Source organism: Dinoroseobacter sp. PD6 (assembly GCF_028807315.1).
In the GTDB taxonomy this organism is placed as follows: Bacteria; Pseudomonadota; Alphaproteobacteria; order Rhodobacterales; family Rhodobacteraceae; genus Dinoroseobacter; species Dinoroseobacter shibae.
The window spans coordinates 24,534-49,906 of sequence record NZ_JARAMN010000006.1 but is presented as its reverse complement, the minus strand read 5'-3'; the positions used below and the strand labels follow the sequence as shown (position 1 = coordinate 49,906).

Here is a 25,373-nt window from a genome sequence, read left to right as displayed (position 1 = left end):
GCGCATTCTACGCCCCGTACCGGGCACCGCCGGACCCGGAGGGGCAGGATTACTCTTAGAACCATATCACGATTTCGCCGCGACAAAGGATCGAACGAACTTCTGCAGGTCCAACGAATCCGCCTCAGGATCGAACGCAGCTTCGTCAAACTGGCGGAGCATTGCCGCGCGCGCCGGTGTTACCCCGTCGCGCGCCAGCATCTTGCGTGCGCAGCGACGGGTTTCGGCAAGTTCACCGGCGCGGGCTGCACGGCGCAACTCTCGGGACAGGGGATCGAACAGCGCGAAGCGATGAATACCCGACAGACCCGCGAACTGCCTGCCCCAGACGGCCAACCACGATCCGCCAAGAAAAACCACAAGCGCAAGAAGCCCCATGGGCCATCCCGGCAAATGGGCCTGTACCCGTGAGACAGGCACTTGCTGGTTCCCCGAGGCCTCGGGCGTCACCGTACCATAAGCCACGCGCTGCGCTGAAATGGTGACCTTGCGGTCCTCGCGGGTGACCGTATCGAAATACCGAAAGGTCAAAGGTTCCACGATGGTCGAGGTGTCATTGCCGGGCTGGATCGTCCAGCGCCAGAAAGCGTAGGAGATCGGCCCAAAGGGCGAAAGCTCGACAAAGCGCTTTTCCGGGTGCGGAAAGATCATGGCCGAAGGCGAAGTCAGTTCCGGCATGGGCGGAAGCATCTCGGGGGTCGCCCCAAGCGCTTCAACCCGCACGATGCGCAAGACCCCCTCCCCCGGAGCGAGCTGATCCGGTGCGTTCGACCAAGTGTCCGAAATCTCCAGTTTCTTGACGGGAAACCACCACTCCGGGCCTTGACCAGCCGATGCCGGCGCCACGTCGAGGCTCACGGGGGCGGTTTCGATCCTGTGTTCGAACCACTCGTCCGCCTCATTCGTCAGGGTCAGCTTGTGGGTAAAGGATCCGATGGTCAGCGTACCCGCCCGGTCTGGGTAAATCGCCATGCGACGGGTGAAGGTTTTGACCCTCGCTCCGTTCAACCGCTCCTCTCGCCATGTGTCTGTCCCAAGCTGGGTCCAACTGAACCCTTCAAGGTCGGGCTGTATGATCTCTTCACGCGTGATGTGCCGCCGATAGATGCCTCTGAGCGTAATTAGAACCATTTCCCGCACCATTGGAGTGTGGTCCGTCTCCTCGATTTCAACCCAGATCTCCAGCTCCTCTGGCAGCACCTCGCTGGATTGCGCCAGTGCGAGGCCCGGCAGCATCAAAAGACACGCAAGGAGCCACTTCATCGCGGATCCTCCGCTTCTGGCGGCGACAAGCCGAGCTTCTGGCGGCGCTTGTGCTCGGCTGAAATCCGTGCAGCGAGATACTCGCCCGGTACGTCGCTCAACTGTGCGAGCCATCGGTCATCGGCCATCATGAACTGGTCGTCGAAGACCCGTCGCACGCCCAATTGTCCGCGACTGTCGAGCTCTGCCAGTCCGAGCATGGTGTTGGAATTCGTCACCTCGCTTCCAGTGCCTGCTGCGCGGCCATCGCCCCGGGCAATGAAGCTTTCTTCCTGGGGGCCTTCCTTGCGCTCTGGAAAAAGCCCCAACGCGTCAGGATCGATGCCAAGGCCTGCGTAATAGGCCGCCACCACGTCGAAATTCGCCCGCGCATCCGGATCGCGCCTCGCATCGGCCAGGTCAAAGGCCTCCAACGCCGCGGCATACTGGCCACGATGGGCTTCGGCGTTGCCCAGATTGTAGAAAGACCGTGCCTCGGAAAAAGCTCCGGCAGCCGCGTCGAACTCGCCCGCCCGGAAGAGCGCGACCCCCTGCCATTCCGCATCCGCGAACAGCGGCGCCGCTAACTTAGGCATCCCCATCGCCAGAAGGACCCGACCCAGGGGCGCCCCCCCGCCGAGAAACGCGGCCACGGCCAGTGCCGCAGCCGCGACAAGGACCAGCCCCTTCAAGCCGTCCCCTTTCGGAAAAGCAGGAGCAGCGGTATCAACGCGATGCCGAGGACATATCTCCCAAGGTCCTTCCAAAAGAGCAGCGGATAATCCTGCGCCTCCAGCCGGGTGCGCGCGTCCTCCTGGATCCAGTCCGCGAAGGCATCGGTTTGATCGAGGGCGAAAATGGCCCCCCGCCCTACCGCCGCGTGCGTGGCGAAGTCGGAAGGCGGCTCCCGCAGCGAGACCAGTGACAAACGCGCGCCCTGAGCAGCGATCTGCGCCGCCTGTTGCAGCGACGCCGGCCCCAGACCATCCCCGTCGGTAAAGAGCACCACATCCCCGGCGATTATTTCCGCATCCGCCAACAGCTGCGCCGCCAAAGCCAGTGCCCTTTCGGGTCGGGAGCCATCGTCGGGGACCATTTCAGAACTTAGCAGGGACAGGGTCTGCCCAAGCTGCAGGTGGTCTCCGGTCATCTCCGTGGCCACGTAGGCATCCCCGCCATAGACGATCAGTCCCCCGGGCCGGGTCTCCAGCGCCGCGAGCCCGAACCGCCCCATGGTCAGCATCCGCGGCCAGCGGGCATCCTCGGTGACACTGGCCGAGACATCCACCACGAAGAGCACACCGTCGAGGTTGCGGTAAGACAGGGTATCGCGTCGTTCCAAGGCCGGCCCCGACAACGCGACGAGGATTACCGCGAGCGCGCCAAGTAGGGCCCATAACGGCGCTCGGCTGCTCTGAGTATCCACCCGTCCAAGCACCGCCATGGCCCGCAAAAGAGCCGGATCCACAACCCTTTGCCAGTCGCCAAGACCGCCTCGGCGGGACAGTACCCACCATCCGAAAGCCGCAAGCGGCATGAGCGCCAGCAGCCAGTTCGGCCGCAGCAAGGTTACATCGAAACCGGTCATGAAAGCTCTCGCCAGCCAAACCAGACCCCGATCACCAGGGCCAATGACGCGGGCCAGACCCAATATTCGCGATAGACCTCTGCCGCGAGCCCATCACCATCCGTGGCCTCCAACCGGTCAAGCGCCTCCGTCACCGCCACAAGATCCTCGGTCGTCCGCACACGGAAGCTTTCTCCACCCGAGATCTGCGAAATCGCTCTCAGGGTTGCCGCATCAACAACGCCGCGCTCGCCGACCTCGGCCGTGGTCAGGTCCTTGGGACCAAGGGCGATCGTGTGTACCCGGACCCCGTATCGTGCCGCCAGTTCGGCAACGCCGCGTGGGTTGGTGGCACCCGCATTGTTGATCCCGTCCGACAGCAGAATGACGACGCGGCTCGTCGCAGTACTGGTCGACAGCCGTTTGAGTGCGAGCCCCAGCCCGTCCGAGATACTGGTCGCGCGCCCCGATATGCCTATGGTGGCCTCCTCGATCCGGCGGGCGACGGCCTCCGTGTCGAAGGTGAAGGGCGAAGCGAAATAGGCCTCGGATCCGAAAACAACCAGCGCCAACCGGTCTCCGGCCCGTCGCCGCGCGAAGTCTGCGCCTACCGCCTTGACCGCTTCCAGCCGTGTGACGGCCCGATCATCGAGGTTGAAGTCGTCCCGCACCATGGAGCCCGACAGATCCAGCACAATCGCCAAATCCCGGCCCGAAACCTTGAGCGCCGACACCGGCGCGAGATCCCGCGGCCCCGAGATGGCAAGCAGCACCAGCGCCCAGATCAGCCACAAGGCAGCATTTCGCGGGGTGAGCATCTGCGCCGGACCTTTTGGGCGACCTGCCGAGATGAGAGCAGCGCCGACCCGGTCCGGCACCAGGAGTGCACCGCCGGTCACCTGAGCCGACCGCAACACGCGCAAGGCCACCAAGGGCAGCGGCAAAAGCAGCAGAATCCAGGGGTCGGCAAGCTCAAACAAGGCGCGCCACCTCGGCTTCGAGCGTCGCCAGAGTGACCCCGGGCCCAGGCTTGTACAGCGCCTCGCGCAGGTCTGCATAGCGCTGTGGTGCGTACGCGCGCAGCACATGCAAAAGGGCGACGCGCCGCGCGTCGTCGGGCAGCGCTTCGAGTGCCGCGACCCTGTCCTGTAGCGATACCGGACCCTGCCCCGCTCGTCGTACCGTAAACGCCCGAAAAACCGCCGCGACGATCAACGCAGCCAGCGCCGCAAGTCCAACCGCCACACACAGCTCGGCCCAGACCCCTCCTGGCGCACTGGCGGGCAGGTGGATGTCGCGCAAACTTGCCAACATGGCCGCTTCGCTGAGGGCGCGGTCGCTCATGCGACGCGCTCTGCTGGAAAGGCCGCCGCGATGCTCCGGGCCGTCGTTTCGATATCGGCTCCGGCGTCGAGCACCAGCGCAGGGTGCCCGACGACGTTCTGCACCAGCGCCGCGACTGAACCGCGGTTCCCTGCCCTGCCCCCGAGCGTCACACGCAGGCGCTGGCCATCTCGAGTGACGATCGGATAGACCCCCCGCGGCAAACCCTGCCCATCGGTCACCATCACAAGCCGCGGCAGGCGGCGGCGCCCGAGCGCATTCAGCCTATCCGCCAGTGCGGCGCCCGGCGCGTCGAAGCCCGAGGCGATCACGATCTCGCTGCCCGCAGGGACGAGACGATCCGCGCGCGACAGGGCCAGGTCGAGGTGCTGGTCCTGCCCCTGCCCCGCCGCCATGCCCGCCAGAGCGGCCTCATGTGCACGCACCAGCCCGCCGATGAGTTTGAGCATGCCCCGCACACGCCCTGCCGGCGGCACGATTACCGGTGGCCCTTGCCCCAGCGTCATGAGCCCGACCCGCCCGCCGCTCTCGATCACGTTCCAGCCGATAAGAGCCAGCGCTTCAGCCGCCGCGACCGATCGAAAGGCCCGGCGCACCCCCCAGAGCATGGCCGGCCGGAAATCGGGAACGAGCAAGGTGACCCGGTCGCGCTCTTCCTGAAACTGGCGAATATGGAGCCGCCCGGTGCGGGCAGTTGTGCCCCGGTCCAGATGGCGGATATCGTCGCCTGCCACGTATTCGCGCAAATCCGCCACTTCGAGGCCATGACCCTTTCGCTTTGTCGCAAACCCGCCCGGCAGCGCAGCGGTCACCTGTGGCGGTTTCACCGCAAGCGCCATGCGGCGCAGCGCGATCAAGGGGTCGGGCCGCAACGCAACCCCCGGCGCAGAGAGCGCGTCGGTCACAGTGGCTCGACCGCTGTCAGGATATCGCGGACCACATCCCGCGGTTTGCGCCCATCGGCAACGGCGCGCCAACTCAGAACCATGCGATGAGCCAGTGCGTCCCCGGCCAGCTCGACCACGTCTTCGGGGAGGGCATAGTCGCGCCCGTGCAGGAATGCACGCGCGCGGGCGGCCGCAGCCATGGCCAGCGTACCCCTGGGCGAGACGGCGTGTTCAACATCCTCGGACAGCGGGCCTTCCCGCGTGGCCATGACCAGGCGCACGATATAGTCGCGCAACTCCGGCGCCAGATGGATCGCCCGCACCTTGGCCCGCGCTGCGTTCAAAGCCTCCAGCGACAGCGACAGGGTGGGGGCTACCCCGGCCTGCGTCTCTGCCTCAACCAACTCGAGAATGCGACGCTCGGTTTCGATGCCCGGCAATTCAAGCACCGTGTGCAACAAAAAACGGTCAAGCTGCGCTTCGGGCAAGGGAAAAGTCCCGTCATGCTCGATCGGGTTCTGGGTCGCCACCACGAGGAATGGCTCAGGCAATCGGTACGTCTCGACCCCGGCGGTGACCTGGTGCTCGGCCATGGCCTCCAGCAATGCCGATTGGACCTTGGGCGGCGCACGGTTGATCTCGTCGACGAGAACGAGGTTGTTGAATACCGGGCCGCGCACGAATTCGAAGGCCCCGTCCTGCGGCTTGTAGACCGGGGTGCCCGTGACATCGGACGGCATAAGGTCCGGCGTACACTGGATCCGTGCAAAACTGCCATCCACCGCGTCCGCCAACCACTTGACGGCCCGGGTCTTCGCCAGTCCCGGCGCTCCCTCGATCAGCAGATGGCCGTCGGCGAGCAAGGCCACCAGCAGACTTTCAATCAGTCTTTCATGGCCGACAAGACCTGCTGCGAGATGCGCGCTCAGGGCCGCGACACCCCTGTCGCCGGGGGTCGGTCTTGTATCCATGTGTCCTCCTCACCACCGTCCTCGCGGTGTTCCCGCAACGGTAGCCGAGGAAGTGAATTGCGCAAACACCGCAGAAAGTCTTAGCTGGAAGTTCAGATCTCGGGACGTCGGCAGCCCGGAGCGATGATCGACGCGAACCGGGGGTCCTTCATTGTCTGCTGCGCTTCCGAAAAAAGGCGGTCATACTGCAGGTCGATAAAATCGATAAAGGCCGGATCCACCGTCTGGTCCACGGGCGCCTGGGCAACCGCATGGAACATGAAAACGTCGAACATACAAAGGCCCGGCGGGTTCGAGTTGAGCAGGTTGCGCATGAAGGCCCGGGATTCCCAGTTCATCCGGTTCACATTGATCGGAAGCTCCTGAAGCTTGGACTGGAACTCGGCTGCCCGGTCGAAGAGCAGGATGTCCATTCCGAAGGTGAATGACTGGAATAGCTCTTCAATCAGGATCGATCTGTAGAATAGCGTTTCCAGGGTCCCGACTTGTTCGAGCGCAGGTTGCTTGACCATGATATGGGTCCCCTGGCCTCTGCGCCCGAAGAAGGTCTGCGCCATCGCGGGGGAAGACACCGCGAACCGGCGCCCCTCGGGTAACCCCAACTGATGGACCTGGTTCAACCAGCCCAGATCATTCGACAGATCCGCATTGGGCGGATACCCTGAATAAAGCCGCAGAACGACCGTTCGGCCCGCTCCGCACTTGGTCGCGCTGCGGCCTGCATAGCGCATGGGAAGTGGCTTGCCGAACACGTGATGCGCCAGGTCCCGAAAGCTGTTGATGATCTCCAGAGACGCCGGGTGCGGCTCCTCTCCGACGAGGCACAGGCTGGCGCCGGCCAGATCGCGCCCGTTTATATGGATCGGAATCGACATGTCGCGGCCCACCATCGTGGTGCGCAGCTCGTAATTCCAGCCGCGCTTGGCCAGATCTACAAAACTTGCCCTGTCAGCGGACGCGGTCGTCGCCAACAGGCTGGCGCAGAAAAGAAGCAAGAGCAGAGATCGCATAGGGGGCCTCCAGTGTCGAAAAGGTAGGGGAGCATCCCGCCCACGTCCAATTTTTACGGTGACTGCGACCGGCGCAACGCTCAGTGGTGGGGCGCATTGCACAAGAGAGTCGCATATCTGCCCGGTGACGCGTCAGTATCTGGGTTGCCGCCACCACGGATCGAGAGGCCGCCTTTCGGCCACGGTGCATGGAATGCCGCCTGAAAAGGCCTTGTTGCGCGAGTTGGGCGAAGCTCGGACTTCGCTTTTCCTCGGGGGCACTTATCCAACCGGCCATGTGGCAGGTATGCTTCGCGCGATGTCGGGGTTCGGCGCGGCGGCTCGGCTGGAAGGACACGCAATCTATTGCACGGGTTCCGGCGTTGTGCCCGGAGATACACGGTAGACCAGCGGCGCGTCATCGCGAGCCGCATGTGCGTCGGCCTGACTTTGGAGCGCTCCGTGATGGGGGGATTTCACGCAGACCGGGTCCGTCGCGTTGGCGTCCCCGAGGATCGCCATGGCCTGACAGCGGCAGCCGCCGAAATCGACGGTCTTGCGTTCGCAGCTGGAACAGGGTTCGGACATCCAGTCCGTGCCGCGATAGGCGTTGAAGGCCATGCCCTCGTACCAGATGTCCGACAGGCTGCAGTCCAAGACCGTCTCAAAGGTCAGATGAGGGATCGAGTGCGCCGCGTGGCAGGGCAGGACAGTGCCATCCGGCGTGACGTTGAGCCCGGACGTGCCCCAGCCACCCATACACCGCTTCGGATAGTCCTCGTGATAATCGGCGGGGACGTAGTCGATGACCAGCCTGCCCTTGAGGCGCGCACGCGCCTCGGCGACGATGGCGGTGGCCTCGCGGGCCTGGTCGCGGGTGGGCATGAGCGCATCTCGGTTCTTGAGCGCCCAGCCATGGAACTGGACCGTGGCAACCTCGATCCGGCGCGCGCCCATCTCGAGCGCCATGTCCAGCGCGCGGGGCAGCTGGTGGAGGTTGCGCCGGTGCAGGACCGCGTTGAGCGTCAGCGGAAAGCCGATGGCCCCGATCCACTCCGCGACCTGCAACTTGCGTGCAAAACCGCCCTTGTAGCCACCGATCTCGTCGGCCATCGCCGGGTCGGTCCCTTGCAGAGACAGCTGGATATGATCGAGCCCAGCCGCATCCAGGTCGGCCAGCCGCCGCTCGGTAAGGCCGATGCCGGAGGTGATAAGGTTGGTATAAAGGCCCGCCGCGCGAGCGGCCGCCACCAGATCGACAATGTCCCGCCGTGAGACGGGCTCTCCCCCTGAAAGGTGCAACTGTAGCACGCCGAGCTCGGCCGCCTCCTGAAACACCCGCTCCCAGGTGCCTGTATCGAGTTCAGCCTCCTTGCGGGCCATGTCGATCGGGTTCGAGCAATAGGGGCAGGAAAGCGGGCAGCGATAGGTCAGCTCGGCCAGCATCGCGATGGGGGGCGGGGGCCTCATGGCCGAACGTCCAGAAATCGGCGGTTCCGCAAGGCGGTCAGAAACCCGGCGCTGTCCGCGGCGATCTGGTCGCGTGGCGCATTGTAGGCGTCTGACAGGGCCTGGGTGATCTCGCCGAAGCTGCGGGTGCCATCGATCTCGGACAGGATCGCGTGGCCGATGGCGTCCAGCGTCACTGCGCGCTCCGGGGCAAGCAGCACCCAGGTCTCGCGGACCTTGTCGAAATGCAGCCGCACGCCGCGCGGCAGCTCAGGGATGTCTCCGGCCTCCATCACGAAGCCTTCCTCTGCCGGGCGAGGCCCTCGTGGGGCTGCCACGCGCCCGGCGGTATGCGCGCAGGCTCGACATAAGCCGCACTGAGCGCGTCGAGCTGCGCCCAGAGCACATCTGTCTTGAAGACCAGCGCCTTGGCCGCAGCGTCCTGTTTTTCCTGCGTGTCCGCGTGATCGAGCACCCATGACAGGCCAAAGGCCACGTCCTTGGGCGCCTCTTTGAGGCGATTGCGGAAATAACTGAGCGAGCTGTCATCGGCAAAGGCGTAGTTCTTCAACAATCCCTGGATGCGGTTGGCGTGAATCTTAGGCGCGAAAAGCTCGGTCAGGGAGGCCGCCACGGCCTCGAGCAGGGTCTTCTCGCGCACGAAACGTACATAGGCATCCACGGCGAATCTGGTGGCGGGCAGCACGCCCTCGCAGGATGCCACGTAATCGGGCTCAAGCCCCACCGCTTCGGCCAGCCGGAGCCAGCGCCGGATACCGCCCTCGTTCTCGGCCGTGCCGTCATGGTCTTCGATCCGCGAACGCCAAGCCCGGCGCAGATCCGGGCTTTCGACCCGCGACATGAAGGCCGCGTCCTTCATCGGAATAGAATGCTGGTAGTAGTAGCGGTTGATTACCCAGGAACGGACCTGGTCCGGGGTGCAGGATCCTCCATGCAGCCGGTCGTGAAACGGGTGCAGGTCGTGGTAACGTTCGGCGCCGATCTGGCGCAGGCGGGCTTCGAATTGCTCACGGGTTTGGGCCATCAGGACACCTCCATACCATCTTGCCCGATGATCCAGCCCGCGGCCTCTGCTTGCGCCTTCTCGGCCGAGCTGGGGCGGAGCACCGGGTTCGTGTTATTCATGTGGACGTAGATCTTCTGCCGGATGGACAGACCCTCGAACGCGGCGATGGACCCGTCTGGGCCGCTCATGGACATATGGCCCATGCGCTTGCCGGTCTTTTTGCCGAGACCCGCCCGGACCATTTCATCATCCGCCCAGAGTGTGCCGTCGAAAAAGAGCGTGTCGGCCCCGTCCAGCCGGGCGCGAAGGTCGTCGGTCAGCAACGCGCAGCCCGGGATGTAGTAGGCCGTGGAGTCGAGGGCCTGAAGACGCACGCCCACGGTCTGATCGCCGATCAGGTCGGTCTCTACTGTCTCCCCCTCGAGGTAAAGCGGCACCTTGCCGGGCACGGGGAACAGGGTGGCGGTGAGGCCCGGCACCAGCTCGAATGGCGCATCGAGCGCGATGGTCTCGCGCGGCACGACCGTCGCGTTTACCGCATTGAAGATCGGGTTTTCGGCCAGCACCTGGTGGATACCTGCCGTTGCAAAGAGACGGAATGGCTGCATTTCGCGCAAGGTCAGCAGGCCCGCCACATGGTCGATATCGCCATTCGTGACCAGCACCGCACGCAGCGGAAGATCGCGCAAGCCCGTCGGGTGCAGGGCGGGCGTGTGGGCAAGTTGTCCGCGAATGTCGGGCGATGCGTTGAGGATCGCCCAGGACGTGCCGTCTGCAGTGACGGCCAGGGAGGACTGGGTCTGTGGGGGGATGGTGCCGGACCTTGCGAGGTTGCAGTTGTCACAACCACAATTCCACTGGGGCAACCCGCCTCCGGCAGCAGCCCCCAGAATATGCGCGCGGAATGCCATTCACATCATCCCGCGCGCCAAGTGTCTCAGAACAGGACTTCGCGCTCTTCGTCGCTGTCCGGGCCGTACATGTTGATTTCCATGCCGCATTCGATTTCGCGGATGATGGGCTTTGTCCATGCCATGAGTGGTTTCTCCCTCGGGGGTCATTGATTGCTTCACGAGCGTGACAGAGAGAGATGTCTCGGGCGACTCTTATATTCTAAGAATCTCCGTCGCGGATCTCTCTCAGCTCTCCAAGAGTTCCGGGCGACGCCCTGAGATGCAAAACCCACGGTTTCGGACTGTCTTGATTTCAAAACCGAAATCAGCAGTTTCCAGCTTGCGGCGCAGATAGCCCACATAGACGTCAACGACGTTTTCAGTACTCGCGCCCTCGGCGGCCCAGAGCGTGGCATGAAGCTGGCTCCGCGGTTGCGGATCTACTCCGGATCGGATCAGAAGCGCAAGCAGATCGAACTCCCGCTCAGTCAGGGTCACGCTGTCGGGACCCATCTCGAGGCGGCGCGAGGTCCGGATCAGGCGGGCAGGGCTGACACGCTGTGCCAGCGCCCTATGCTCTTGCACGCGCAATCGCGCGACAAGCTCATCGAAGTGGAACGGTTTGACCACGTAGTCATCTGCTCCTGCCGCCAGTCCCGTGGCACGATCTTCCACGCCCGACAGGGCGGAGAGCATCAGGATCGGCAATGTCGCGCCATGGGCGCGGGCGGTCCTCACAAGCTCGACGCCGGAATCCGAGCCGAGCATCACGTCAACGATAGCGCCGGAGTAAATCCCTGCCGTCAGGCGGCTGAGCGCGCGATCCGCGCGATTCTCAGCCTCCGCCTCGTAGCCATGTAGGGCCAGCCCTCTGACGAGAGCCGATGTGATCTCCGGGTCATCCTCAACGATCAGAAGGCGCGATGTCATCGACGGCAGTGTGCGGTGTTGCGCAGGGAGTGGCAATCGCGATTTTCCGGTGCCCTACGCATCTGCGATCGCGTCTTCGGCGGGCAAGAGGATCGTTATCATCAGCCCCGGATGCTCTCCGAGCGCGTCGGACCGGGGCAAGGGGCTTTGCAGTGATATCTCGCCGCCATGTGCGTCAATCACCCAGCGGGCAAGCGCGAGGCCGATACCGAAGCCCTGCGCGCTTGTGGCGCCGGCCCCTTGAGAGAAACGCTCGAACACCTGGTATTGTCGCGATGCAGGGATCCCGGGGCCATTGTCGGTTATCGATACTCCGGCCTGCGTGCGTTGCACCACCGGGGCGATACGGAGCTTCTCTCCGCTCCGCGCGTGGCGGATCGCGTTGCGAACGAGGCTCACCAGCACCTGACGGAGCCAGTCGGGATCGGCCCTGACCTGCGTTTCGCGGAAAGGGACAAGATCCAGCGTCATTCCGGCGTTGTCGAGTTCGGCCTGCACCTCTTCGATCGCGGACGCAACAAGGGCGTCCAACGCGACCGGGACACATGCCAGCGCAAGCTGACCCGTTTCAGACCGTGCCAGCCGAAGCAGGTCATCGATCTTGCGATTAAGACGCTCTGCGCGCGCTTCAATTGTCGCAAAAGCATCGGCGGCCGCCGGGATAGATTGCCTGCCGATCTGGGCCTCCATCAATATGACCGTCAGCGGTGTCCGCAGTTCGTGACTGACATCCGCAAAAAACCGGCGGCGATCCTCGTCGGTCTTCTCAAGTCGTGCGTTAGCCTGTTTCAATTCCTTGGTCCGTGTTGCGATAATCTCGTTGAGTTGCGTCCATTCCGCGTCGACCTTGGCTTGACGGTCCGACAACGCGGCCGCCATCCGGTTGGTCTGCTGCGAAAGCTGGCCAATCTCATCGAGGCGAGAAACTGGCAAAACACCTGAAAAATCGCCCCGACCGATCTGATCGGCGGCGCTGCGTACCGCGTCGAGACGATAGAACTGCGGACGCACAAGACCGAAATAGAACGCCGCGACGCTCAAACCCGCGGCCAGGGCGATGCCCAGTGCCATCCACGCAAGTTGTATCCTCAGAGCCTCGATTCCCGACAAGATTTCGCTTCTGAAGAGCCGTTCGGTGTTGATCGCCTGTCCAAGCAAGGGATCAAAACTGGTCGCGAAGCTGTCGATATAGCCGCGTAGCCGCTCGGTGTCGTGGGTGTCGGTCAGCAACCCCCTGACCGTTTGATCCAGGGTGGCTTCCATGCGGGCGATCCCGAGGGACTGCGTGCCGTAACGGGATTGCCCATCAATGCCCAAAGCCCGCGCGGAGAGAACCGCCTCCTCTACATCCGCGTGCAAGAGCGTGAAGGTCTCCTGCAACTGACCCACCACTTGCAAGATCCGTTCCCGGCGCACCTCGGTGGGCAGGCCAGCCTGCACAGCCTCGGAGGCGATAACAAGGAAGGTCGCCGCCTGTGTTGAGGCTGTGGCGTAGCGCGCCATCCGCCTTTCAGAGGCGAGTGCCGTGTCCAGCCGGTCGGCAACCTCGTTCAAGCCGAAATAGAGAATGCTGGACGTGAGAACAGTCGCAGCCGCCAGCAGCGCTGCGCCAAGGGACAGACGTAGTTTCAGGGACATGCTGGAGCGCGCGGGTGCGGATGTCATTGCGGTACTGTCCAGGAGTTTGCCTCGTCAAGTTTCTCGGAATGAGGAGCGCCGTGATCCATGAGGGAGTTCGCCCCCCGTTTCTGGTCCCAGTATGGGGCGGGTTGGCCGTGATTTCTCCAGGCCCCAGATCCGAGCCGTTCAGCTGTAGAGGCCGTTCGTGTTTCTTCCCGTTGATAGAGTTGCGGTCAAGGCCTGCCGAGTGGAGACCTTGCGGAGCTCAAATGAAAGAGGCGCCTCTGAGGCCGCGCATCTCTCAATTGACATTCTGGTCAAAACCTGGCGGGACTGTTAGTCTGCGCGATGATCGTAATTTATGACTTCTCGCGCCCGCTCCCTTCTCCTTCACGGCTCGGGATCCATGGCACCTGAACCCCGCGCCGGGCTTTTGCACGGGCCCGTCGGACGACATGTTCCGACATTGATCGACCTCTTCCTGCGCGTCCAGCCGCATCCGCAAATCCACACCGCGCGCCGGGGCAAGGCCGTCATCCGCGAGGACGACTTCGCGGATCATGCGATGCTTCTGCTGGAGGGATGGGTCGCCTTCTCGAAAATGCTGCCCGATGGCGAATCGCAGATCATCGACATCCTTCTGCCCGGGGATTTTGCGCTGATTGGCGCTGCCAATGCACCGCTGGCCGCCTTTTCGGTCGAAACCCTGAGCGACGCGCGCTTCATCAATATCGGGCCGGGGCAAGTCAACGGCCCCGAGCCGGAGATGGCGAGGCTGCGCGAACTGATGGCCGCCGAAATTGTCCGGATGCAATCGCGCACATCCGAGTTGCTATTGCGGGTGGGAAAGGGCAGTGCCGCGAACCGTATCGCCTATGCCTTGCTGGAATTCTTCGTCCGCCTCGAAGCGGTCGGGATGACCAGCGGCACCCGGTTCGCCTTTCCCATGACGCAGCACAAGCTAGGCGAATTCACTGGCATGAGCAACGTCCATGTCAACCGGACGCTGCGGCGCTTCGAACGCGAGGGAATCGTGGCCTATCCGGCCCCGCCCGAGATCGACCTGTGCGACATCGACGCCCTATGCGCGCTGGCCGGTCTCGATCTGGCGAGTTTTCGCAACGAGATCATCGCGCGGCGCGCGCCCTGAGCTATCGGGTTTCGACGATCTCGCCAAGTGTCTGACCGGCCAGTTCCTCGCTGGCGTCATTGGCGATATCGCCCAGCGACAGCAAGCCGACGACCCTGTTATCGGCATCCAGCACCACGAGCCTGCGGATTTGCCGATCCGCCATCAGATGCGCGGCCCGTTCGATGGTCTGGTCGGAACGGCACGTCACCACACAGGGTGTCATGACCGTCCCCACCAGCGCATCGGTGCCCGCCTTCGCAGCATGTCTCACCACGATGTCGCGATCCGTCAGAATGCCCACCGGCCGCCCATCGTCAACGACCGCCAGGGCGCCGATGTCCAGATTTGCCATCAGAGCAGCGGCGGTCTGCACCGATGCCTCCGGTGCGACGGTCATCACCGGTTTACGCATGATGCGGCTCACCAGCATGGCAAGTCTCCCGAACTTGAACGCGACCCGTTCCAAGATAATGTACCGCCGAAAAAAACAATCGGTTTAACCTGGGACAATGAGAGCCGCCGAACCGGGCCGACATCCGCACGACCCCGGCCCTCCCCAATCAAACCGAGCATCGCAGGATTGCCGCGATAAGTTTGCCGCTAGGAATCTCCTTTTCGCGCACCGCAAGAACCCGCGCGCCGGTCCGCAAGGCACGGCCGGCAATCTCGTACCGCACGCCGTAACCGCCCACCATGCCCTCTGGCCGGAAGCCCCGTGGTCTCGTCCACCGTGCTGGCAACCAGGCTATCGATATCCACCATGAGGGTATGCGCACCCCCGAAGGACGCTGCCCGCACCAGGTCCGCATCGCTCATGCGGTCAGGCGAGGTTTCGATGCCCCGGTGGAGCACCGCGAAGGTGCCGAGCAGCTGGACCAGCGCCGCCACCGGCTCGGTCACGGCCAAATCGCTTGGCAATCGATAGGTCCGAAGATGCTGCGGCATGGCGAAGATCACCAGGCTGTGGGCCTGATGCGCCCAGAAATCGTCATCTTCCAGCACGGTCTCGAAATGCTCTTCCAGCGGCCAGATCCGGTGCTTGTCAAGCCCCGATTCTTCCTGTCGGCTCACCGCCTCGTCCTGGAGCTGTTTCAGCCGCGTGGGGCGCTGGCGGATGTCTTCCGTCAGCGGCGTGGTCGGCAAGTAGACCGACACAAATCCATCCGACCGGTGCAGGTCGAAATGGCCGATTTCGGCGGGGCTAGGCAGTTCGACGCAAAGCATCTGGTGCCTTTCCGTGACTGAGAGTTGCGGTCCTGATGACATCCGTAGGTCAAACACCCCGGCACGTCATTGATCCGGGTTTAAGCCCCCGATCCGAGGCGTTTTCTTCCGGACCTTCCTGTCGCGCCCCGCGGCCTTTCGGCTTGCGCAGGTGACGTCCCTTGATCGCCTCGAACCCGATGATCACGTCCAGAAGCTCGGTGGTGATCTCGCTCTGGCGCACCGACCGCATCTCGGCGGTCAGCTCCTCCAGACGCTCGTCGACCGAACGTTCGGCCTGCTGCATCCGCGCCAGCCGCGCGGCGTTCTCGGTCACCATGGCTTCGGCGGCGGCGCGGAAGATTTCCGCAAACAGGAAGCTGCGGATCAGGGCCGCCAGAAGTTGCTCGGGCGCAAGGGTGAAGCGCGGCAAGCTGCGCGAGCGCCAGGGCTGGCGCGCGAACCCGTCCGTCAGCTCCGGGTCGAGCGGCAGGAGCCGCCTGGACACCGGCGATTGCTGGCCGTGCTCCGCGCGCTGGGTGAACACGAGGGTCACGTCGATCTGTCCACCGGGCTGCGCGGCGCGGATCTCGTCCAGCAGGGCAATCAGGCGGCCGGCCAGCCGCCCCAGCCCGTCGGCATTGGCGGGCGGCAAGAGTGTCGTTGCCGGAACGATCCCGAGGCCCGCCAGCGCATCTTCCATCTGCGCGCCGACGCAGATCACCGTCGTCTCCACATCTGTGCGACGGGTGCGATCCACCTGTTGTGCCACAAGCTCGTTGTAGTTGCCGCACAAACCGTGGTCCGACCCGAAGGCGATCACGACCGGCTGTCCCGCCGTGGCGGCATCCCGCGGCAAGGGCCCGTGACTGCGCACGAAGGCCCGGAACCCGAGGATCGCCGTGTCGCGATACGCCTCGATGGCATCGGCCGCCTGCTCATAGGGCAGCGCGTTGATGGCCGACATGGTCTTCATCGTCCGCACGATGCTGCGGATGCCACGCATCGTTTCGGTGCGGCCCGTGAGCCGTTCAAGCGTCTGCGCCATCGCCCCGTCCCGTCTGCGCCAGGGCCGCACGGGCGGTTGCAAGGATATGCCCGCGCGCGTCCTCGGTCAGCTTTTCGTCCCCGGCGCTGATATCGGGCAGACCGCCATCCTCGGCGCGGATCGCCGCGCGAATGGCCTGCATCGCGGCCCCCGCCGCGGCCTCGTCCATCCCGTCGAGCAGCCCCTCCATGGCCGCGACCAGCACGGCGAGCTGCTCATGGGCGGCCATCGGGTCGCGTTCGGCCTGGCGCAGGGCATTGCGCACCGCCCCGCCCCGCGCCAGCCGCGCGCGGGTGTCCTCATCGAGCCGTGTGCCGAAGCGGGCGAATTCCTCCAGCTCCTCGAACTGCGACAGCGTGACCCGCAGGTTGCCCCCCACGGCGCGAAAGGCACGCGCCTGCGCCTTGCCGCCCACCCGGCTGACCGAGACGCCCAGATCGACCGCTGGGAACTGGTTCGTGCGCACCAGCTTGGGCGAGAGGTAGATCTGGCCATCGGTGATCGAAATCAGGTTGGTGGGGATATAGGCCGACAAGTTCTCGGCCTGGGTCTCAACCACCGGCAGCGCCGTGATCGATCCGGCCCCTTTTCCGAACTGCCCCGCCCGCTCCAGCAGCCGCGCATGAACATAGAAGATGTCGCCCGGGAACGCCTCGCGCCCCGGCGGGCGCCGCAGAAGCAGCGACAGCTCGCGATAGGTGCGCGCGTGATGGGTCAGATCGTCCAGCACGACCAGCACGTCGCGCCCCTGCGCGGCGAAGCTTTCGGCCACGGACATCGCCGCATAGGGCGCGATATAGGCCAGCCCCGGCGCGTCCTCGTCGCCTGCCGCGATGACCACCGTTTGCCCCAACATCTCGCCGCCCTGCAGCGCGCCGATCACCTTGGCCACCGCATCGCCGCGCTGACCGATGGCGCAATAGATGCAGATCACGCCGGTATCCTTCTGGTTGAGGATCGTATCCACCGCGATCGAGGTCTTGCCGGTCTGCCGGTCGCCGATGATCAACTGCCGCTGGCCCAGCCCTACCGGCACGGCGGCATCCACCGCCTTAAGCCCGGTGGCGAGCGGGCGCGACACCGGCGTGCGCGACAGGATATCGGGGGCCTCGGCCTCCACCGGTGCCAGCGGACTGTCCGTCACCGGGTCGCGCTCGTCGCGCGGCCGCCCCAGGGCATCGACAACCCGGCCCAGCATGGCAGGGCCGACCGGCACGCTCACCACGCGGCCCGTGCGGCGCACATCCTCGCCCATGGCGACGTTCTGCGATGGGCCCAGCAGCACCACGCCCAGGCGCCCCGGTTCCAGGTCGAACACGATCCCCGAAACACCCGAGGCGAAATCGAGCACCTCGTCGGCCAGCGCCCGGGCGAGGCCGGTCACGATGGCGACCCCGTCGCCAAGCTCGGCCACGCGGCCCACCTCGCTGACCTCAGGGCGCGGCGGCGGCGCGTCCAGCACCGCGTCGATCAGATCGGCCGTGCTGGGCCGGGGATCGGTGTCATGCCGCATCGTGAACCCCCCTGCGCGCGGGCCGCCCGGCGGCCTCCGCTAGGGTCGCCTCCAACCCGTTGAGATAACTGTCCACCGTCCAGCCAAGCTGCGCGCCCCCCAGCCGCAGGTTGAGGCCAGGCGACTGCCCGGGATCGACCTCGAAGCGCAGGCACACACCCTCCAGCACATCGCCGAGATCCGATCGCAGGCGCGCTTGCACCTCCTCTGGTAGCGGATCGCGGGTCAGGGCCACGGCCTGCCGCGCGTCTCCGGCGGCCTCGCGCAGATCATCCCCCATATCCGCCAGGCGCCCGGCGGCCTGCAGCACGATGCGCCGCTCCAGCCCCTCGTCGGCCAGATCGCGCAGCGCCTTGCGGGTCAGCGCAAGCAGCGCCTCGGCCCCGCGCCGCTGCAGGTCGGCACGATGGCGCGCGGCCTCCTCGGCGCGGTGCGCGGCACGCTCGGCCTGCTCCTCCTCCAGCCGTGCGCGGGCCTTGCTCAGCAACGCGTCCCGTTCCGCCTCGGCCGCGCGGCGGGCCTCCTCCAGCAACTCGGCCCGGCTCGATGACAGCTGGGCGATGCGGGCCTCGTACTCGGTCTCTCGCGCCTCCGCCTGTTGGCGCACGGCCGCGGCCTCCCCCATCCGGGCGGCGATCTCGGCCTCCCGCGCGTCGATCCCGTCCAGGATGGGACGATAGAGAAACCGCTTGAGCAGCCAGATCAGCAGCAGAAAGTTGACGATCTGCGCCGCCACCGTGATCCAGTCGATCGACATGGCCCTAGCCTCCGGCGCCGACGGTGGCAGCCTCCAGCGCGGCCTCCCAGAACGGGTTGGCAAAGATCAGGATCATCGCCACCACGAAGCAGTAGATCGCGGTGGATTCGATCATCGCAAGGCTGACGAACAATGTCCGCGACAGGGTCGAGGCCGCGTCGGGCTGCTGCGCGATGGCGCTCAGGGCGGTCGACGCCGCGCGCCCCTCGCCAAGCGCCGGGCCGATGGCGCCGATGGCGATGGTCAACCCGGCGGTGAAGATAGACACGGCGGCAATGATGGCAAGATCGGTCATGGGGCCTCCTTGGGCGGTTTCGGCGTCGCGGCCGTGGCCGACGAGATGTAGACAGTGGCGAGGATCGCGAAGATGTAGGCCTGGATCACGCCGGTGAGCAGGCCCAGCATGTCCATCACCACCGGGAAGAAGAACGGCGCGACACCCAGCAGGATCGCGGCGATCACCGCGCCGGACATGATGTTCCCGTAAAGCCGGATGGCCAGCGAGATGCCCCGCGACACCTCCGAGATGATGTTGAAGGGCAGCATGATCACCGACGGCTCCAGATAGGTGCGCAGGTAACCGCCCAGCCCCCGGCTGCCGATCCCGAACAGCGGCACCGCGATCAGCACCGACAACGCCAGCGCCACCGTGGTCGACAGCGACGCGGTGGGCGTGTCGAAGCCCGGCACCACCGTCAGCAGGTTTGCGGTGACGATGAACAGAAACAATGTGCCGCTGAAATACAGGATGCGCGGGTCGCGCCGCTCGGTGATCTCGGCGATCTGGCCGACGATGCCCCCGACGATCACTTCCAGCGTCGTGCGCCATCGGTTCGGCGGCACGTCCGGGCGCAGGTTGCGGGTCACCAGGGCCGCGGTCCCGGTCAGAACCGCCATGATGATCCAGGTGTTGACGATCGTGGCATTGATGCCGAAGCCCCAAGGCGCGAAGACGATATTGGTATCGGGGGTCAGTTCCATCGCGCCGCCTCCTCCGGGACCGGCCGCCGCGCCAGCACGAGGATGCACACCCGCGCCACAAGGAAACCTCCCGCAAAGCCCAGCAACATGGATGTCCCGCCCTGCCCCGCGACCCAATAGCCCACCGCCAGCAAGGTCGCGATGCGCAGACCCGCACTTAGCAGCAGAACCGGCGCCGGGCGCGCCCGCCGCAACGCGATCCGCATGCCCCAGGCCAGGCCCGCGAAGAATGCCGCCCCCGCCAGAACTCCCAAAAATGCCCCAAGGCCCGTCAGGGCCCAGTCCAACCCGATCATCTTCCGTCTCCTTCCTTGCCGATCCAGTTCCAGGCGATCAGCGCCCCCAGCACCACGCCCCCCAGAAGCAGTGCGATGGTCCAGGAAAACGTCTGCGGCGCCACGCGGTCGAGCCACAGGCCGAGGAACACGCCGCCCACCGTCGGCACCGCGATGGACCAGCCGATCATCCCGAACGTGCCGATGCCGCGCAACGGGCTGGGACCGGGATCGTCGCGCGCGGCCTTCATCCGGCGCGCGCGCTGGCCGATATCCTCCGCGGATCTGTCTGGCTTCTGCGTCATCCCTGCGCCTTTCTCAGGCTTGCAAACCGCCGCACCATATCGGCCTCCAGCCGCGACAGGGCGGCGCGCGCGGCGCGCTCCTCGTCTTCGAGACCCGCGAAACTGTCGCGCACGATGTCGCGCATCCCGTCCAGGTCGTCGGTCTCCACCGCCCGGCGCACCGCCACCTCGACCCGGTGGCCCTTCTTGACCAACAGCCCCTCGTCGATCCCGAAAATCCGCTCCGTCCCGTCGGCCTGCGCGATCAGAAGCACCGAAGACACCAGCGGCGTGACCAGGTCGACATGGTTGGGCAGGATGCCGAAACTGCCATTCGGGGCCTCGCCACGCAGCCGAACCGCCGATCCGTCGAACAGGATCCTCGAGGGCAGGCGCAGATAGACACGCATCTCGGTCGCCATGGTCATGCGGTGGCCTCCTTTCGCAGATCGCTCAGCGCGCCGATCATGTAATAGGCGCTCTCGGGCCGCTCGAAGCTGGTCTGCGACAGGATCTCCTCGCAGCCGTCCAGGGTCTCGGCGATCGGTACCAGCTTGCCCTGCGTGCCCGCCGCTGCCCCCACCGTGAAGAACGGCTGGGTCAGAAAGCGCTCCAGCCGCCGCGCGCGGGCGACCACGGCCCGGTCATGGGCCGACAACTCCTCGATCCCCAGCATCGCGATGATGTCGCGCAGGTCCTCATACTCCGCCAAGGTCCGGCGCACGCCGCGCGCGATGTCGTAATGGCGCTGGCCCACGACCTCGGGCGTCAGCATGACAGAGGTCGAGGCCAGCGGATCGACCGCCGGATAAAGCCCCTCGGACGCCCGCTTGCGCGACAACACGACCGAGGCCGACAGATGCGAAAAGATATGCGCCGCCGCCGGGTCGGTGAAATCGTCCGCCGGAACGTAAACCGCCTGGATCGACGTGATCGCACCGCGCCGGGTCGAGGCGATGCGCTCCTGCAGCGCGGCCAGCTCCGTCGCCAGGGTCGGCTGATAGCCCACGCGGCTCGGCATCCGGCCGAGCAGGCCCGACACCTCCGAGCCCGCCTGCACGAAGCGGAAGATATTGTCGATCAGCAGCAGCACATCCTGTTCGCGGTCGTCGCGGAAATACTCGGCCATGGTCAGCGCCGAATGACCCACCAGGAACCGCACGCCCGGCGCCTCGTTCATCTGGCCGAACAGCATCACCATGCGCTCGCGCACCCCGGCCTCGCCCATCTCGCGCCACAATTCCTCGGCCTCGCGGGACCGCTCCCCGATCCCGCAGAACAGGCTGACGCCGTGGTGATGCTCCACCGTGTTGTGGATCAGCTCGCTCAGGAGAACGGTCTTGCCCACGCCCGCGCCACCGAACAGGCCCGTCTTGCCGCCCCGTTCGATGGGCGACAGCAGGTCGATGGCCTTGATCCCGGTCTCGAGAACCTCGGCGCGCAGCACCCGGTCCGACAGGACCGGCGGCGGGCGGTGGATCGGGCGCCGGGCCTCGGCCTCGGGCGGCGGCGCACCGTCGAGCGGCGCGCCGAACATATCCAGCATCCGTCCCAGAACCCCCTCGCCCACCGGCACCTCGATGCCCGCGCGCGTGCCCATGGCACGGGTACCAAGACCCAGGCCGCGGGTCGGGCCGAGGGCGATGCAGCGCACCACCCCCTCGCCGACGATGGAGGCCACCTCCATCGCCACGCCGCCCGCCGCGATCAGCGCGTGGATGCGCGGCACCGTTTCGGCGAACGCAACGTCCACAACACCGCCGCGAATGGCGACGATGGTCCCTTCGAAGTGTACCTCGGGATCGGCCGGCATGGGGCGGGTCTCGGTCACGTGCACGCACCCCGCTGCGACGGCGCCTCGGGCGCGACCGGCAGGGCGCATGGGCCCGCAATGCGCGCCGCGGTGAGAACCACATCCCTGCGTCCGTATCGGGCAGCGGTATCGCGCAACTGACGTGCCCCGTTCGCGGAACGGGCAACATCCGCGGCGCTCTCCGCGATTTGGTCTTGCCATCGTCTCATGCGGTGTTCCCTGCTCTGCTCAGGCCGCCGGTCGTGCACATCTGTCACCCACGCCCGGACCCGCCCTCATCGGTGGCATCCGGGATCACGCGGGTGCCCGCCCGCCCCTCCAGGATGTCGGTGGCCTCGTCCAGCCGCCCGATCCCCGCAAGCCCGCCATAGGCGGCAAACCGCGCCGCCGCGAGCATCTTGGGCCCCATCGAGCCTGCCGGCAGATTGAGCTTGAACGCCTCCCCCGGCGTCAGACTGTCGATGCGCGCCTGCCTGTCGGTACCGAAATCGCGGTAAACCCCGTCGACATCCGTCAGCAGCAGCAGCGCATCCGCCTCCAGTTCCCGCGCCAGCAGCGCGCTGGCGGCATCCTTGTCGATCACCGCCTCGATGCCGATCAGACTGCCATCGGCCCGGCGCAGCACCGGAATGCCGCCCCCCCCGCCGCAGATCACGATCACGTCCTGCTCCAGCAGCATCCGGATCACCCGCATGTCGGGAATTTCCTGGGGGGCGGGCGACGGCACGACCCGGCGCCACTTGTCGCCGTCCTGCGCGATGGTCCACCCGGCGGCCTTGGCGCGCGCCTCGGCCTCGTCGCGGGAATAGACCGGGCCGATGAACTTGGCCGGATCGCGAAATGCCAGGTCGTCGGGATCGACGACGATCTGGGTCAGCAACGTGGCCACCGCGCGGTCGTGATCAAGGGCGTTTTCCAGCTCCTGCTCAATGATATAGCCGATCATGCCGCCGGTCTCGGCCCCCAGAACATCCAGCGGATAGGCCTCCTCGGGCTTGTAGGCCGCGCCTTGCAAGGCCAGCAGCCCCACCTGCGGCCCGTTGCCATGGGTGACCACCAGCCGGTGCCCCGCGCGCACGATCCGGGCCAGGGCCACGGCCGCCTCGCGCACGTTCCTGCGCTGATTTTCCGCTGTCAGCGGTTCACCCCTTTTCAGGAGCGCATTGCCCCCCAACGCCGCAACGACCAGCATGGCTCAGCCCCCCAACGTGGCGACAAGAACCGCCTTGATCGTGTGCATCCGGTTCTCCGCCTGGTCGAAGACGATCGAGGCGGGGCTTTCGAACACCTCCTCGGTGACCTCCATCGCCTCCAGCCCGAACTTGTCGTGAATGTCGCGGCCGACCTCGGTCTCGGCGTTGTGGAAAGCCGGCAGGCAATGCATGAACCGCACCCGCGGATTGCCCGTCCGGGCCATCACATCCGCGTTGACCTGGTACGGCATCAACAGATCGATCCGCTCGGCCCATTTTTCCACTGGCTCGCCCATCGACACCCAGACATCGGTATAGACGAAATCGACGCCCTTGACGGCCTTGTCGACATCCTCGGTCAGCGTGACGCGCGCGCCCGTATGCTCGGCGATCGCCCGCGCCTCGTCCTGAATGGACTGCACCGGCCACAGACTTCGCGGCGCGCAAAGGCGCACGTCCATGCCCATTTTGGCCCCACCGATCAGCAGGCTGTCACCCATGTTGTTGCCCGCGTCGCCCATGAAACAATAGGCCACCTCGCGCAGGGGCTTTTCGCAATGCTCCTGCATCGTCAGGAAATCGGCGAGGATCTGCGTCGGGTGAAACTCGTCCGTCAGCCCGTTATAGACCGGCACACCGGCCCAGTCGGCCAGCTCCTGCACGATCTCCTGGCCGAAACCGCGATACTCGATCGCGTCATACACCCGGCCCAGCACGCGGGCGGTGTCCTTGACGGTTTCCTTCTTGCCCAGATGGGTGCCCGACGGCCCCAGATAGGTGACGGTCGCGCCCTGATCATGGGCGGCCACCTCGAAACCCACCCGGGTGCGGGTGCTGTCCTTCTCGAAGATCAGCGCGATTTCCTTGCCCCGCAGGGTCGGCATCTCGGTGCCCGCGTATTTCGCCGATTTCAGATCCGCGGACAGTTTCAGCAGAAATCCGATTTCCTCGGGCGTGAAATCCCGCAGGGTCAGGAAATGCCGGTTCTTGAGGTTGAAAGCCATTGAATTTGCCCTCCTACACGGCGTCGCGAATGGTCGGGCAGGACATGCAGCGGCTGCCGCCCCGGCCCCGGCCCAACTCGGCGCCCGGCAGCTCGATCACCTCGATGCCCTCGGCCCGCAGGGCCGCGTTGGTGTCGTCGTTGCGGTCGTAGCCCATGACCACGCCGGGGCGCAGGGCGAGAACGTTGTTGCCATCGTTCCACTGCTCGCGCGATTGCTCGAACGGGTCCGAGCCACCGGTGGGCACCACGTTCAGCTTCTTGAACCCCATTGCCTCGGCCACCACCTCGAACATCGGCCGGGTGTCGTGGCGCATGTCCAGCGGCTTGTCCCCCTCGCCGGGATGCAGGTCATAGCAGGTCATCTCGTCGGCCACCTCCTTGAAGCTGGTGACGATATTGTCGCCGCAGAAGGTGAAGACCGTGTCCAGATGCATCGCCGCGCGCGATTTCGGCATCTGGCAGGCGATGACGCGGGTGGCGCGCCCCTCGCCGAACAGCGCCTGCGCCATCAGGCCGACGCCCTGGGGCGAGGTCCGCTCGCCCATCCCGACCAGCACCAGACCATTGCCCACCGGCATCACGTCACCACCCTCCAGCGTGGCCAGCCCGTGGTTCTTCAACGGATCCGCCCAGATCTCGTGAACCTTGCCGGCGAATTTCGGGTGGTACCTGTAGATCGCCGCGGTCAGCAGCGTCTCGGGACGGCGGGCCTGCCAATACATCGGGTTCAGCGTGACACCCCCATACACCCAGGACGAGTTGTCCCGGGTGAACAGGAAGTTGGGCAAGGGCGGCAGGATGAAGCCGTGACGCCCCAGGTAAGCGCCGAACATGCTCGTTGCCTCGAACGGCACATCGCCCACGGTCAGCCCGCCGATCAGCCATTTCGCCAACTCCGCACCGGGCAACTCGTCCATCCAGTCGCGCAGGTCCTTGCGCATCCCGACGCCCACGTCATTGGCCGAAATCCGGTGATCCAGCACCCATTTGCGCGCCTCCGGTATCTCCAGCGTCTCCCCCAGCAGCGCGCCGGTTTCCAGAACCTCGACCCCCTCCTGCGTCATGGCGGCGCCAAAGGCCTCGTGGTCCTGCTTTGCCTGCTTGACCCAGAACACATCGTCGAACAGCAATTCCTCGCAATTCTCCGGCGTCAGCCGCCGATGCGCCAGGCCGGGGCGGCAGATGATCACCTGCCGCAGTGTTCCGGTTTCCGAATGAACGCCAAGCTTGTGAGCGGTCATGTTTCTTC

General features: G+C 65.6%; 30 protein-coding genes. 1 reads left to right on the top strand and 29 read right to left on the bottom strand.

The window, feature by feature from the left end; all coding sequences use genetic code 11:
- Positions 1-66 precede the first annotated feature (66 nt).
- The 15 genes from PVW48_RS11680 to PVW48_RS11610 form a co-directional block, all read right to left on the bottom strand.
- The gene (locus tag PVW48_RS11680) at positions 67-1,263 is read right to left on the bottom strand and encodes a hypothetical protein (protein WP_274581467.1); all 1,197 of its coding nucleotides are present in this window, start codon (positions 1,261-1,263) and stop codon (positions 67-69) included.
- Positions 1,260-1,934: a tetratricopeptide repeat protein gene (locus PVW48_RS11675; RefSeq protein WP_274581466.1), complete on the bottom strand. Its 675-nt coding sequence runs from the start codon at positions 1,932-1,934 to the stop codon at positions 1,260-1,262. Before PVW48_RS11675 ends, PVW48_RS11680 begins: the two co-directional genes overlap by 4 nt.
- On the bottom strand, positions 1,931-2,830 hold the full coding sequence (locus PVW48_RS11670; RefSeq protein ID WP_274581465.1) for a VWA domain-containing protein: 900 nt from the start codon (positions 2,828-2,830) through the stop codon (positions 1,931-1,933). The genes PVW48_RS11675 and PVW48_RS11670 overlap by 4 nt, the downstream gene beginning before the upstream one ends.
- Positions 2,827-3,789 (bottom strand): VWA domain-containing protein, encoded by a 963-nt coding sequence (locus PVW48_RS11665; RefSeq protein ID WP_274581464.1) that lies wholly within the window; start codon positions 3,787-3,789, stop codon positions 2,827-2,829. Before PVW48_RS11665 ends, PVW48_RS11670 begins: the two co-directional genes overlap by 4 nt.
- A complete protein-coding gene (locus PVW48_RS11660) occupies positions 3,782-4,153 on the bottom strand; it encodes a hypothetical protein (protein ID WP_274581463.1) in 372 nt (123 codons plus the stop codon). Before PVW48_RS11660 ends, PVW48_RS11665 begins: the two co-directional genes overlap by 8 nt.
- Complete coding sequence (locus PVW48_RS11655) at positions 4,150-5,058, bottom strand: DUF58 domain-containing protein (protein WP_274581462.1); 909 nt, start codon at positions 5,056-5,058, stop codon at positions 4,150-4,152. Before PVW48_RS11655 ends, PVW48_RS11660 begins: the two co-directional genes overlap by 4 nt.
- Positions 5,055-6,011: an AAA family ATPase gene (locus tag PVW48_RS11650; protein ID WP_274581461.1), complete on the bottom strand. Its 957-nt coding sequence runs from the start codon at positions 6,009-6,011 to the stop codon at positions 5,055-5,057. Before PVW48_RS11650 ends, PVW48_RS11655 begins: the two co-directional genes overlap by 4 nt.
- A 92-nt stretch (positions 6,012-6,103) precedes the next feature.
- Positions 6,104-7,021 carry a hypothetical protein gene (locus PVW48_RS11645; protein ID WP_274581460.1) on the bottom strand — a complete coding sequence of 306 codons (918 nt, stop codon included), beginning with the start codon at positions 7,019-7,021 and terminating at the stop codon, positions 6,104-6,106.
- Between the two features lie 342 nt (positions 7,022-7,363).
- A complete protein-coding gene (gene pqqE / locus PVW48_RS11640) occupies positions 7,364-8,470 on the bottom strand; it encodes a pyrroloquinoline quinone biosynthesis protein PqqE (RefSeq protein ID WP_274581459.1) in 1,107 nt (368 codons plus the stop codon).
- Entirely contained in the window at positions 8,467-8,742 is a 276-nt protein-coding gene (gene pqqD, locus PVW48_RS11635; protein ID WP_044027599.1) for a pyrroloquinoline quinone biosynthesis peptide chaperone PqqD, read from the bottom strand. Before pqqD ends, pqqE begins: the two co-directional genes overlap by 4 nt.
- On the bottom strand, positions 8,742-9,494 hold the full coding sequence (gene pqqC, locus PVW48_RS11630; protein WP_274581458.1) for a pyrroloquinoline-quinone synthase PqqC: 753 nt from the start codon (positions 9,492-9,494) through the stop codon (positions 8,742-8,744). Before pqqC ends, pqqD begins: the two co-directional genes overlap by 1 nt.
- Entirely contained in the window at positions 9,494-10,387 is an 894-nt protein-coding gene (gene pqqB, locus PVW48_RS11625) for a pyrroloquinoline quinone biosynthesis protein PqqB (RefSeq protein ID WP_274581457.1), read from the bottom strand. The genes pqqC and pqqB overlap by 1 nt, the downstream gene beginning before the upstream one ends.
- A gap of 26 nt (positions 10,388-10,413) precedes the next feature.
- Positions 10,414-10,512, bottom strand: a complete 99-nt coding sequence (gene pqqA / locus PVW48_RS11620; RefSeq protein ID WP_012177128.1) for a pyrroloquinoline quinone precursor peptide PqqA — start codon at positions 10,510-10,512, stop codon at positions 10,414-10,416.
- Between the two features lie 103 nt (positions 10,513-10,615).
- Positions 10,616-11,299 (bottom strand): response regulator transcription factor, encoded by a 684-nt coding sequence (locus PVW48_RS11615; protein WP_274581456.1) that lies wholly within the window; start codon positions 11,297-11,299, stop codon positions 10,616-10,618.
- 54 nt (positions 11,300-11,353) lie between these two features.
- Positions 11,354-12,937, bottom strand: a complete 1,584-nt coding sequence (locus PVW48_RS11610; RefSeq protein WP_274581455.1) for a sensor histidine kinase — start codon at positions 12,935-12,937, stop codon at positions 11,354-11,356.
- 388 nt (positions 12,938-13,325) lie between these two features.
- Here PVW48_RS11610 and PVW48_RS11605 point away from each other — a divergent pair, with 388 nt between their 5' ends.
- A complete protein-coding gene (locus tag PVW48_RS11605; RefSeq protein WP_274581454.1) occupies positions 13,326-14,069 on the top strand; it encodes a Crp/Fnr family transcriptional regulator in 744 nt (247 codons plus the stop codon).
- A 1-nt stretch (position 14,070) separates the two neighbouring features.
- Here PVW48_RS11605 and PVW48_RS11600 read toward each other — a convergent pair whose 3' ends face one another.
- From PVW48_RS11600 to PVW48_RS11535, 14 genes are all read right to left on the bottom strand, one after another.
- Positions 14,071-14,481, bottom strand: coding sequence for a CBS domain-containing protein (locus tag PVW48_RS11600; protein ID WP_012177124.1), 411 nt, complete (start codon positions 14,479-14,481; stop codon positions 14,071-14,073).
- A 170-nt stretch (positions 14,482-14,651) separates the two neighbouring features.
- A complete protein-coding gene (locus PVW48_RS11595) occupies positions 14,652-15,275 on the bottom strand; it encodes a hypothetical protein (protein ID WP_274581453.1) in 624 nt (207 codons plus the stop codon).
- Between the two features lie 49 nt (positions 15,276-15,324).
- Positions 15,325-16,302: a F0F1 ATP synthase subunit gamma gene (locus PVW48_RS11590; RefSeq protein WP_274581452.1), complete on the bottom strand. Its 978-nt coding sequence runs from the start codon at positions 16,300-16,302 to the stop codon at positions 15,325-15,327.
- Positions 16,286-17,815, bottom strand: coding sequence for a F0F1 ATP synthase subunit alpha (locus tag PVW48_RS11585; RefSeq protein WP_274581451.1), 1,530 nt, complete (start codon positions 17,813-17,815; stop codon positions 16,286-16,288). Before PVW48_RS11585 ends, PVW48_RS11590 begins: the two co-directional genes overlap by 17 nt.
- The gene (locus PVW48_RS11580; protein ID WP_274581450.1) at positions 17,805-18,572 is read right to left on the bottom strand and encodes a F0F1 ATP synthase subunit B family protein; all 768 of its coding nucleotides are present in this window, start codon (positions 18,570-18,572) and stop codon (positions 17,805-17,807) included. The genes PVW48_RS11585 and PVW48_RS11580 overlap by 11 nt, the downstream gene beginning before the upstream one ends.
- Positions 18,573-18,576: 4 nt before the next feature.
- A complete protein-coding gene (locus tag PVW48_RS11575; RefSeq protein ID WP_012177118.1) occupies positions 18,577-18,867 on the bottom strand; it encodes a F0F1 ATP synthase subunit C in 291 nt (96 codons plus the stop codon).
- Positions 18,864-19,553, bottom strand: a complete 690-nt coding sequence (locus PVW48_RS11570) for a F0F1 ATP synthase subunit A (RefSeq protein ID WP_012177117.1) — start codon at positions 19,551-19,553, stop codon at positions 18,864-18,866. Before PVW48_RS11570 ends, PVW48_RS11575 begins: the two co-directional genes overlap by 4 nt.
- Entirely contained in the window at positions 19,544-19,849 is a 306-nt protein-coding gene (locus PVW48_RS11565) for an N-ATPase subunit AtpR (protein ID WP_274581449.1), read from the bottom strand. The genes PVW48_RS11570 and PVW48_RS11565 overlap by 10 nt, the downstream gene beginning before the upstream one ends.
- Complete coding sequence (locus tag PVW48_RS11560; protein WP_012177115.1) at positions 19,846-20,133, bottom strand: AtpZ/AtpI family protein; 288 nt, start codon at positions 20,131-20,133, stop codon at positions 19,846-19,848. Before PVW48_RS11560 ends, PVW48_RS11565 begins: the two co-directional genes overlap by 4 nt.
- Positions 20,130-20,540 carry an ATPase gene (locus PVW48_RS11555; protein ID WP_274581448.1) on the bottom strand — a complete coding sequence of 137 codons (411 nt, stop codon included), beginning with the start codon at positions 20,538-20,540 and terminating at the stop codon, positions 20,130-20,132. Before PVW48_RS11555 ends, PVW48_RS11560 begins: the two co-directional genes overlap by 4 nt.
- Positions 20,537-21,925 (bottom strand): F0F1 ATP synthase subunit beta, encoded by a 1,389-nt coding sequence (gene atpD, locus PVW48_RS11550; protein ID WP_274581577.1) that lies wholly within the window; start codon positions 21,923-21,925, stop codon positions 20,537-20,539. The genes PVW48_RS11555 and atpD overlap by 4 nt, the downstream gene beginning before the upstream one ends.
- Positions 21,926-22,178: 253 nt before the next feature.
- Entirely contained in the window at positions 22,179-23,117 is a 939-nt protein-coding gene (gene arcC, locus PVW48_RS11545; protein WP_274581447.1) for a carbamate kinase, read from the bottom strand.
- Between the two features lie 3 nt (positions 23,118-23,120).
- The gene (locus tag PVW48_RS11540; RefSeq protein ID WP_274581446.1) at positions 23,121-24,122 is read right to left on the bottom strand and encodes an ornithine carbamoyltransferase; all 1,002 of its coding nucleotides are present in this window, start codon (positions 24,120-24,122) and stop codon (positions 23,121-23,123) included.
- A 13-nt stretch (positions 24,123-24,135) separates the two neighbouring features.
- Entirely contained in the window at positions 24,136-25,365 is a 1,230-nt protein-coding gene (locus tag PVW48_RS11535) for an arginine deiminase (protein WP_274581445.1), read from the bottom strand.
- Positions 25,366-25,373 lie beyond the last annotated feature (8 nt).